Annotated in this window: 9 protein-coding genes and 1 pseudogene; 6 read left to right on the forward strand and 4 right to left on the reverse strand. The window is 45.2% G+C overall.

What is annotated here, in order from left to right; genetic code table 11:
• The first annotated feature begins 176 nt into the window (after nt 1–176).
• Both H6G26_RS34525 and H6G26_RS34530 read left to right on the forward strand, forming a co-directional pair.
• Nucleotides 177–1976, forward strand: coding sequence for a type I polyketide synthase (locus H6G26_RS34525; protein WP_190735618.1), 1800 nt, complete (start codon nt 177–179; stop codon nt 1974–1976).
• Nucleotides 1977–2065: 89 nt separating this feature from the next.
• The gene (locus H6G26_RS34530; protein WP_190735620.1) at nt 2066–3790 is read left to right on the forward strand and encodes an IS1634 family transposase; all 1725 of its coding nucleotides are present in this window, start codon (nt 2066–2068) and stop codon (nt 3788–3790) included.
• Nucleotides 3791–4120: 330 nt separating this feature from the next.
• Here the strand turns inward: H6G26_RS34530 and H6G26_RS34535 are convergent, their stop codons facing one another.
• The 3 genes from H6G26_RS34535 to H6G26_RS34545 form a co-directional block, all read right to left on the reverse strand.
• Nucleotides 4121–5095 (reverse strand): hypothetical protein, encoded by a 975-nt coding sequence (locus H6G26_RS34535; protein ID WP_242054100.1) that lies wholly within the window; start codon nt 5093–5095, stop codon nt 4121–4123.
• Nucleotides 5096–5200: 105 nt separating this feature from the next.
• Nucleotides 5201–6799 (reverse strand): hypothetical protein, encoded by a 1599-nt coding sequence (locus H6G26_RS34540; protein WP_190735622.1) that lies wholly within the window; start codon nt 6797–6799, stop codon nt 5201–5203.
• Nucleotides 6800–6979: 180 nt separating this feature from the next.
• Nucleotides 6980–7339: a helix-turn-helix transcriptional regulator gene (locus H6G26_RS34545; RefSeq protein WP_338422019.1), complete on the reverse strand. Its 360-nt coding sequence runs from the start codon at nt 7337–7339 to the stop codon at nt 6980–6982.
• Between the two features lie 537 nt (nt 7340–7876).
• Here H6G26_RS34545 and H6G26_RS34550 point away from each other — a divergent pair.
• The 4 genes from H6G26_RS34550 (at nt 7877) to H6G26_RS34565 (ending at nt 9503) form a co-directional block, all read left to right on the forward strand.
• Nucleotides 7877–8443: a hypothetical protein gene (locus tag H6G26_RS34550; RefSeq protein ID WP_190735624.1), complete on the forward strand. Its 567-nt coding sequence runs from the start codon at nt 7877–7879 to the stop codon at nt 8441–8443.
• A 23-nt stretch (nt 8444–8466) separates the two neighbouring features.
• Nucleotides 8467–8622, forward strand: coding sequence for a hypothetical protein (locus H6G26_RS34555; RefSeq protein ID WP_190735626.1), 156 nt, complete (start codon nt 8467–8469; stop codon nt 8620–8622).
• A gap of 101 nt (nt 8623–8723) precedes the next feature.
• Nucleotides 8724–9149, forward strand: coding sequence for a hypothetical protein (locus tag H6G26_RS34560; RefSeq protein WP_190735628.1), 426 nt, complete (start codon nt 8724–8726; stop codon nt 9147–9149).
• A gap of 156 nt (nt 9150–9305) precedes the next feature.
• Nucleotides 9306–9503 (forward strand): hypothetical protein, encoded by a 198-nt coding sequence (locus tag H6G26_RS34565; RefSeq protein ID WP_190735630.1) that lies wholly within the window; start codon nt 9306–9308, stop codon nt 9501–9503.
• A 3-nt stretch (nt 9504–9506) separates the two neighbouring features.
• Here the strand turns inward: H6G26_RS34565 and H6G26_RS34570 are convergent.
• A pseudogene (locus H6G26_RS34570) lies at nt 9507–9791 on the reverse strand (hypothetical protein); the annotation flags it as partial.

A 9791-nucleotide genomic window follows, 5' to 3' on the forward strand; every position in this document is an offset into this window, starting at 1 on the left:
TTGTAACTTACTAGCAGCAATTTATAACTATGAGTTAAATTTAGCAATTCCAAAATGCAAACCCTTGACTATAACATAAAAGTAATTTTGCAAGAGGTCTATTAAATTTTTAAATATTGTTAATTCGATGCACAGAAATTAGACTTAATTTTTAGCCAAGCTGAGGAGTAAATGCTATGAATACTGAACCTATTGCTATCATTGGGATTGGATGCCGTTTTCCGGGTGCTATCAATCTTGAAGCTTTTTGGCATCTGCTCTGTAATCAAGTTGACGCGATCGCTCCTATTCCCTCTGAACGCCAAAATCTACATTCCTGCTTTATTCCCGATCCGACTTCATCGAAAGCACAACTGGTACAAGGTGGTTTTTTAGAGCAAATCGATCAATTTGACCCACAGTTCTTTGGCATTGCTCCCCAAGAAGCTGTCAGCATCGATCCTCAACAACGGCTGTTACTAGAAGTTACGTGGGAAGCGTTGGAAGATGCCGGGTTAATTCCTCAAAAACTCGCAGGAAGCGCAACGGGAGTTTTTGTGGGTATTGCCGGCTCCGATTACTACGAAATGATGGCTTCGGCACGCACGACAAATAGCTATGCAGTGACTGGCAATCTCAGCAGTGTTGTTGCTAACCGTATTTCCTACGTGCTTAACTTGATCGGGCCAAGTTTGTCAATTAACACAGCTTGTTCCTCTTCTCTAATGGCAGTTCATCTTGCTTGTCAGAGTCTGCGTAGTCAGGAATCTAGTTTAGCCTTAGCCGCAGGTGTGAACATCACGCTATTCCCTGAAGTGACAGCAAGCCTAACAAATGCAGGGTTGATATCGCCTACAGGACGTTGCAGAGCATTTGATGCTCAAGCCGATGGCTTCGTGCGGGGTGAGGGAGTTGGAGTTGTGGTGTTAAAGCTGCTGTCTCAAGCACTGGCAGACGGCGATCCGATTTATGGGGTGATTCGGGGTAGTGCAGTCAACCAAGATGGGCGCAGTCATGGACTGGGTGCTCCTAATCTACAAGCACAACAGGCATTACTGCGGCAAGCTTATCAATCTGCCGGAATTTCACCAAGTTCAGTACAGTATGTCGAAGCACAAGGTGCTGGAACTCTGTTGGGGGATACGATCGAACTCAAAGCCCTGGCAACTGTTTTGGGAAAAAATCGTCCTCCAGGAGACAAATGTCGAATCGGTTCCGTCAAAACCAACATTGGACATTTAGAAGCAGCCAGTGGAATTGCCGGATTGATTAAAGTGGCGTTGTCTCTCAAGTATGGACAGATTCCGCCAAACTTGCATTTTCAGCAGCCAAATCCGAATGTGGCATTAGATAAACTGCCATTGCAAGTGCAGCAAAACTTGGAGCCTTACAAGAGCGATCGCCCCTGCATTGCAGGCGTGAGTACGTTCGCCTTTGGCGGCACAAACGCTCATGTCGTGATGGAAGCTTCCCCCGATTTGGTTGTGGAGCCTTATAAGACCGATCGTCCTTTACATCTGCTGACTCTATCTGCCAAAACAGAAACAGCATTGCGATCGCTAGCCCAGCGTTATCACGAGTTTTTAGTTAATCATCTTGATGTGTCAATTGCCGATGTTTGTTTTAGTGCCAATACTGGCAGAACCTCATTTAATTATCGGCTGGCTGTGACTGGGAACTCCTCAGCACAAGTTGCAGAACGTTTGGAGGCGTTTGCTTTATCTGGGCAATCCGCTGAGTTGGTAAGTGGTTTGGTGAAGCCAAAGAAGGTTCCAAAAATCGGATTTTTGTTCACTGGCTTAATTTACGACAAATTAGAACTGGATCGTCAACTGTACGAACAAGAGCCAGTTTTTCGCCGAGTCATTGATCGCTGTAATGCGATCGCCGAGCCGTTGCTTGGAAAATCTCTTCTCGACGTTCTTTATATCTCTGCGGCTGAGGAAACTGCCATCGATACTGTACGTTCGCTCATTTTTGAAGGCAAGAGGAATTAATGCCTTGAGGGGAAAGGAATAGGGCGATAAGGAGTAATAGCACGATTTTCCGTTAGTCTGTAAGACAGATTCTGGAGAGGAGTGTGCGTATGGCAATAAACCAGCAGGTAAAAATTAGTTCTGAGCGAATTGATGATATTCCGGTAATAGTGGAATGGCTAAAAAAAATGGAGATAGCCAAGTGTATTGACCAAAAACTCACTCCACCACACGGAAATCACAAAGGACTGAGTTACGGACAATTGAGTGTATTGTTATTGACATATATAATCACCCAGTCAGACCATCGGTTGTCGGCGGTGGAACCCTGGATAGAAGCAAACCGAAAAATTTTAGAGCTAACTACGGGGTGGTCGATAGGGAAAAAAGATGCCACTGACGACCGACTGGCAAGGGTAGTCGAAGAATTAGGCTTGCAATCAGAGGCGAGGCTGGAAATAGAAGTAAAGTTAGGACGACATCTGATTCGTGCCTACGAATTACCAACAGAAGTGGCACGAACTGATACAACAAGTTTTAGCGTGAATCATCAACAGGACGAATCAGCAAAAGATTGTCTACTGTGTTATGGCTATTCCAAAGACAAGCGTCCAGACTTATTGCAATACCGTCAGTTGTTGGGCACCCTCGACCCAATGGGAATGCCGTTGGTCAGCGCCACCCTAGAAGGTAATGGAGCCGATGACCCATTATATTTACCAACATGGCAAAAATTAGTAAAAGTAATTGGACACAAAAAATTTGTCTTCATCGCTGATTGTAAAGCTTCGGCAATTGCAACTCGCGCCCAAATTGCCGCAAATGGGGGTGTTTATTGCTTTCCTGTGTCCATGAGTGGGCAACACCCCCAATATCTTAAGCAATGGGTACTCGACCCACCAGCAGAAACTGTAGAGATTCGCTTACCGCGACAAGATGAAGAAGAACCTGCTGTGGGAAAAGGCTTTGAAGTAGAGTTAGGCAAGTTTTGGTTCAACGCAGAAACCAACAAGTGGGTACGCTGGCACGAACGCTACTTGGTAGTTTATTCCCAAAGCCTTGCAGCATCTACTATCCGTGGACAACAGCAACGCATCTTGACTGCAAGAACGGCTCTGGATAAATTAGCAGCCAAACCAGGAGAAAATCGGGGAGAACTCACCCAGAAAGTAGAAAACATCAAGAAGCGCTATCGTGTCAACGATTTTTTCTCAACCACTATCATAGAAGAAACATTTGTGAAAACTCGTCATGTCGGACGGGGACGACCATCAAAAAATTCGACCACTGAGTCCGTAACGAGTATTTGTCTTCAACTTCATATCCAGCAAATTGATGATGCGATTAAACTTTCACAAACCTTGGCTGGATGGCGATTGTATGTCACCAACGCCCCGACCATTCGACTGACCCTACCACAGGGTGTCATGTATTACCGGGATGAATGGCTCTTGGAGCGTGGGTTTCACCGTTTTAAAAGAGGTTCTTTACCAGCCTTACCTATTTACTTCCAAAACGAAGACCGAATCACTGGCTTGATGTTCGTGTTGAACATAGCTTTGCGCGTATTTACCTTGATGGAGTTTGTGGTACGTCAGGCTCTCCAGCAAACGCAACAATCTCTGGCTGGTCTTTATGATGGCAATCCAAAGCGAAAAACTAATCGCCCTTCTGCGGAGCGAATGCTTCAGGCTTTTTGTCACCTTACTCTCTATTATCTTCCTGATTCTAGCATCTTCATCACACCTCTGTCCGAGCTTCAAAAACAAATTCTCTCCCTCATGAAAATGCCTGAGTCCCTTTATCAGCTAGATTCGGAGTCCGGCAAGACATAATTACGTCTTACCCCGTTCCACTCAGTACTCTATGACTTGAAGACACCCAATTGAATGGGACATTTCAACATCAACCTCAACCTCAACTTCAACCGTATATTACACCGCAAGCTGAACTGGAGATCATGCTCATCATCCATGTATTACACCGATGTGCCGATATTCTTGCACTCTTTGGGGTGAGTCGTTTCCTTGCCATGTATTACACGGAACGTCTGCCTTCCACTGTCCGTGTCATACACTGTTAATCTGACAAACCCTGACCCAAGTATTACACGGTATCACCAACATCAGATCCACAATCACGTTGAAATCTTACACAGTCAGGCATTAATTCCTCTTACCCTTCTTAAATGAGCGAACGTACAGACCTGAAACTGAATTTTCAACCAACAACGAAGCAGAATAACCCTGTTTTACCTGCCTCTGAGTTTGATTAGCGATCGCTGAAGTTGAAGATTTTTCAATTTGGGCAGGCGACGCGGCGGAACAAGTGCCTTCAGAACAGTCTCTCACTTCCTCACCACAGTCCTGCTTTTCAGCCAACAACGTTCGCGCAGCGTCTCGTAGAGAAGCAGATTCACCCTGTACAGCATCTACAAGCGTTAGCGTCGTACAGTCTGTTACCGCAGGTAACTCTTCCTCCTTCTCTGACACGCCTTGAACAGTCTGAGGCGACGCGACCCTCAAGGGCGCGTGAGCCGTCTCCTCCAAGAGTGAATTTCCTGTAAGCGTGTCAGAGACACAGTTCACGAACTCTTTTGAAGAGTTCGTGAACTGTTCCTGAGCAGTTTGTGAGGTTTCCTGGAACCCTTGCTCTGACTGGTTTTTACCTAAAATAGATGCTTGATTTAAAGCACGCATTTCTTCAGAGCCAGCATCTATCTCTGAATCCACAGCATTTGGTTCTCGTTTTTCAGAATTTGGTTGCTGGTTTTCAGCATTGGCTTTCTCCCAAAATTCCTTCATCCGGCTACCATGCAAATTCTGCACCATCCACTTCACTGTCTCCCGTCCGTCCTGTATAGATTTGTCGGGCTTAAAAATGAACAACCCGCTTTCAGAGAGAATTTTCTTCGCAGAGATAAAAGTACTGTACCCCAAAGCCGTAGATAAAGCCATCCACCGGGAACCATAAGGGTCAGCCGTCCAACACTCCTGCCACAATTGCGTAACTGAAGGCTTTTGCTGCGATGCCCACAACATGTCTTCGATGGGAATAATCACATGAAGCCGCTTGTACGGGGATTGTGCTTTAGTAGCAGCAGCCTTTTTGAGCTTGGGTCTTGTAATCGTTGCGGTCATTTTACTATCTCCTGTTTATATTGACGCACGGAAATTTCCCCCACTGTGATGCGGGGTTTGGTACTTATATTTGGTCGTCTAAAAAGTCACCGATACACTGAAAGCCTATTCAGGCTGCCAGAATCGCAATTCGTCTCGGAAATACCTATCAGTCTTTTTCGATTGCTCCTTCCAGCAATTCCAAGCTACTATCAACTCTTCGCCTAAATCCTCTACAACTTCACCCCTTTCCACATACAAAGTACGGTAGGGGTCAGCGTGAGCAACGATAGAACCAACGCCAATAGTGTCCGGTTGAGAGGATGTGTTCTGGAGAGTAGTAATTAAATCAGTCTCTTGAGTGGTCAATTCCCCCCAGTAGTCCTGCTTGATTACCTCATACTCTTGCGCCACTGCCCAATAGTCCTGCCAGCTACACCCCGGTTTAGCTAGCACTGCCCTAACGTCACTCACTGCCTGGGGCAGCATTTCCAGTTGTTCGGCACGATAAGCGATCGCAGTTGGTGTAGGTTCACTCCCTAAAATGATTGCCGCAGCTTCGAGGGCTTGGGTGTTGTTCATAGCACTGGCTAAGTTCTTCAACGCCATACCCATGAGCCGTAAGCATTCCTGAGCATTCTCTTTGGGTGGTTCGTGGGCCAGCGATCGCAAATCAATGGTTTTCTCCAGTGCTTGCTTCACCTGTTTATTCAAGGCTTTGGTCGCTTGTTGGGTCATGGTATTTCCCCACTGTTGGGAAGGGCGCTGTTCTACGGCGTGTTCTAATTCCTGAATGCGCTGCTGGAGTTGTTGATTTTCAATTTCTAGTTTCCGTAACCCCTCCATCTCATCCAGCCGTTGCTGTAACTGGATATTTTCTTCTTTCTGTTGTTTAAAGAGTTGTTGCAGAGATTGGATTTGTTCTTGTACTTGTTCTTCTGCTCTGGCTGTGGCTTCTGACTGTAGCCCAATTCTCAATTCCTGGGAAAGTCGCTCTAGTTCCTGTTTATGGCGTTCTTCAATAGCAGCGATCGTTTCTGTATATTCTGCGGGGTAAGTGCGCTCTCTGGGAAAGGGAACGCTTGGGGCATCTAAATCAGCATTGTTGATCAACAACTTCTCGCCATCAGCAAAGGTGACAATCTGCTGCCAATGATTTGGAGCCGAAGCCTCAATGGTTCCCTCTTCCCCATAACGAGGATGTGATTCTTGTGAAACTGTGACTTCAGCTTTTTGAGGAACCACTGGTTCTTCAACTTTGGGAACCATTGGTTCCTGAATAGATTGCTTTTTGCGTGGAAGTTGAGGAACCACAATATTTACAGCAGCCGCAAAGTCTGAAACACTTGGGTCAGGGCTATTTTTGAGAGCGATCACTACAGCTTGTTTTAGTTTCTCTGGTTCCTTGACTAGCCGTAGTAGTGGACGGGCTTGACGCTCGTTTTTAATGTGTCTGCCCAATTCGCCAACTGCGTCTATGACCTTTTTGGCTCCTAGCAGTTGGTTGATTCGTCGGTATCCACCCCAGGCGTATAACTCACGCTGGCAGTATTCTTCAAAGTTTTTATAGCCAGCTTGCAGGTAAAGCTGCTGTTCTCTCATCTGGAGGATTTCATCTACCGCTTGCCACTCGAATAGGTCGATGGCGGTGAAAGTTTCCTGGATGCTGGCGTTGACAACACTGTAATCGAGTACTGTTGTCTCTTCTCTGTCTAGTGTCAGCATATTTCTTGCTCACTACGGTAAATGCTTGAAAGTTGGGGTGTTGCAGTTTAACCAAAGTGAACAAGAGCAGCTGATTTGGAAGGTTTTTCCAAAAATATGTCAGCATTATAATTAGCTCACTTTGTGATCAACGGATTGAGCAGGCGATCGCATAGCTTTGACCGGCAGCGATCGCTTTTACTAAGCAGCAGACAAAGAGGACTGAGTTTGAGTATCTGTTGAGCGGGGATTTTTCTTCTGGTTCAGTGAGCTGCGTCCGCTATCACCAGGAACCTCAACAGAAGTAGGTGTCCCTGAATCTTTGGTGTAACTAATTAAATCTGTGGGAGTAATTTCTCCTTGCAAGTCTTGAGCTAAGTAATTTAGGGCATTGCATAATCTGTTTAAAGATTCACCATCTAGCCGTGGCATAGTCTTGGCTTTTCGCAAGTTAGCTATGGAGTTGTGGCTAACTCCCATTGTTTTAGCAAGGTCGCCAGCCCTAATGTCATACCTTGCCATAAGTTCTTTTAATCTCCATCTAATCAAGGTTTGGTTCACAAAATCAACTCCTTAAGCTTACTTCTATCCAGTATATACTACAAACTTCAAAGCTAAAGCTGATATTTATCATATTTAAACTTATAAATATCAGCCTAGACCTATTGACAACTAAAAAATCTCAGGGTAGACTTGTAATTACAACAAAAGTAAACCGCCTGCACCCGAACGCAAAAAGGGATTGCAAGTTTAACCAGTCACAGATTTGATCAACACAAAACATAGATTTGAGAAACAAGAACCTCCCGTCGTATAGCACAAGGTACGCCAGGTAAAGTCGGGTGGGGGAGATACTCAAGATCACTCAATAAATCCACTCATACTGCAATTAGGGCAACCGCTCAATACCTTCTCTAGAGCCTTGTGCTGTGAATTTTTGCTAGACAATAGCTGAAAATTACAAATATGAGGCTACGCCAAATCTTTTTGAGAGCGTTGTGCTAAACCACAACGTTGTTTGCACACATAACAAAGACGACCGCGACTGTCTGGACAACTTCTGCGATCGCCTTTTCCCCTATCACGGAGATCAATATTATGACCTACATAACACTAACACAGCAAGCAATCATCGGTTCTTCTGTTGATGAGCAAGCCCTAGCCCAAGCAGAACTAAACCACCACCTCGAATCCCAAGCCGAAGCTGTAGCCCCAACCCAAGACCCTCTCACCAGCAGAGATCGCCGCATCATTGGCGAGATTATCGAAGTGGAACCCGAATCCGTCCGTACCATCTGGATTGAAGGCGGAATCACCGTATGGGTGCAGTTATTCGGTGGCGGACGGCTACCCTTTGACCGCAACTGGTTCGCTACAAGAGTTGCAGAAGTAAAAGCAACTCTACCAAAAACCCCACGGGAACGGAATGAACGATTGAGCGATGAATTGGAAGAAGCCTGCACAGCTTTCGGTCTGTACCACGGTGAGATTGACTGGCTTTCGTTCAGCACTAAACTTTACCGAGACGGGCATTTTGTTGGCTTCGTCGGGTGCAATCACCAAAGTTGGTACGCAAGACCGAGACAGTACGGGGTGAATCGGGTTGCTGCCAGTGCAAAAGATGTGATTGCGTCGTTGGGAGTCCGAATGGCAGTAGCGGCGTAGGTTGCTGGAAGTGAGAAAGGCGATTGCACACCAAGAGAAATGCGATCGCCACCTATATGCAATTACAGATAATCATTACACATAGCCCAGCAAGTAACATCACACTTTCAGATCGGGGTTTCTATGACTGCCAAGAGAATTTTGTGCTACCTCCAGCAGATGCGAATACAGAGGCGTAAGAAATTCCTCTGGAAGTCAGAAAAGGCGATTGCAGTTCAAGAGTTATGCTCCCGCCTCCATAACAAATTTAAACAATCGAAATCATCATGGCACACAGAATATGATTAGCCCATTTTCTCCTGAAGAAGACCAGTTAAATAATCCTCTACAGAAAATTCTCCTCCCTCCAACAGACCCCAATGCAGAAGTGCAAGAGATTCCTCCCTACAAACTCGTATACGTAAATGGAGCTTGCCCCAGAGTTTATCGCGTGTACAAAGGTTATTCCATGATTGGGGTGATATTTCAACACATCACCCACTGGTCTAACGCAGTAGATAAGATTCGATATGCCGAATCGCTGGATGCAGCAGTTGGATTAAACGACTTCATGGTGATCACAGGTAGATTAACAGCAACTACAGAAAAACCAGCTACAGAAGAAGAGTTACTAGATATTGAATTTGATGCACTGACGAGTGAAGAATGGGAGCGGTTAAAGAAATACGTACCAACGCCAGAAACTAGCGATTTAGTAGCAGCGTAAAAAATAGGTGGGCATTTGGCCTACCTTAAGGCAAGGAGGTATAAAAATGAAATTAATTTTGCATTTTGAATTTTGCATTTTGAATTGTTCTGTCATAAATAGCTAAGTCGAACACTATCCAGTATCAATGCAATTTTTAACAACAACAACACAATTATGGAAACCATCAAAATCAACAACAGCGTTTTTCTCATTCCACCCAGCCAACCAAAACTACAAGCGAATTGCGCTAAAGAGTACGGGCAATTTCTTCTCGATTGTCCGCCAAAACTGACGATTCTAGAAGCACAAGCAGGAGGATATCTCATACAAGGACAGAATCAAACAACAATGCCACAAGGTAAAAAACGGTAAACACTACTTTTGCTGATGTGGCTTTGTCAAGAACCTTGCTAACCAAGCTAAAGGTATGGCAAAAACAGCAGTACTTAGGGAGCGAACTATTTCATATAACTGTGCAAATTGTAACTCACTGACTCGACTCATTACCCAGTTTAGAAGAGTAGAGTAAACCACAAACCAAGCAATAATTCCCAAAGGAGTGACAATTGCCAAAACTTTAGCTGTTTTCCCTGCCTTGCGGTAATGTCGCCAACGCAAAGCCAGCCAACAACCGATTACTTCTCCAATCCACCAGCCGAT

It is taken from the genome of Nostoc sp. FACHB-888 (assembly GCF_014696655.1).
In the GTDB taxonomy this organism is placed as follows: domain Bacteria; phylum Cyanobacteriota; class Cyanobacteriia; order Cyanobacteriales; family Nostocaceae; genus Nostoc.

Coding starts and splice junctions, on each gene's coding strand:
- H6G26_RS34530 (WP_190735620.1), top strand. CDS start 2,066: ATGGCAATAAACCAGCAGGTAAAAATTAGTTCTGAGCGAATTGATGAT.
- H6G26_RS34550 (WP_190735624.1), top strand. CDS start 7,877: ATGACCTACATAACACTAACACAGCAAGCAATCATCGGTTCTTCTGTT.
- H6G26_RS34565 (WP_190735630.1), top strand. CDS start 9,306: ATGGAAACCATCAAAATCAACAACAGCGTTTTTCTCATTCCACCCAGC.
- H6G26_RS34540 (WP_190735622.1), bottom strand. CDS start 6,799: ATGCTGACACTAGACAGAGAAGAGACAACAGTACTCGATTACAGTGTT.
- H6G26_RS34535 (WP_242054100.1), bottom strand. CDS start 5,095: ATGACCGCAACGATTACAAGACCCAAGCTCAAAAAGGCTGCTGCTACT.
- H6G26_RS34560 (WP_190735628.1), top strand. CDS start 8,724: ATGATTAGCCCATTTTCTCCTGAAGAAGACCAGTTAAATAATCCTCTA.
- H6G26_RS34525 (WP_190735618.1), top strand. CDS start 177: ATGAATACTGAACCTATTGCTATCATTGGGATTGGATGCCGTTTTCCG.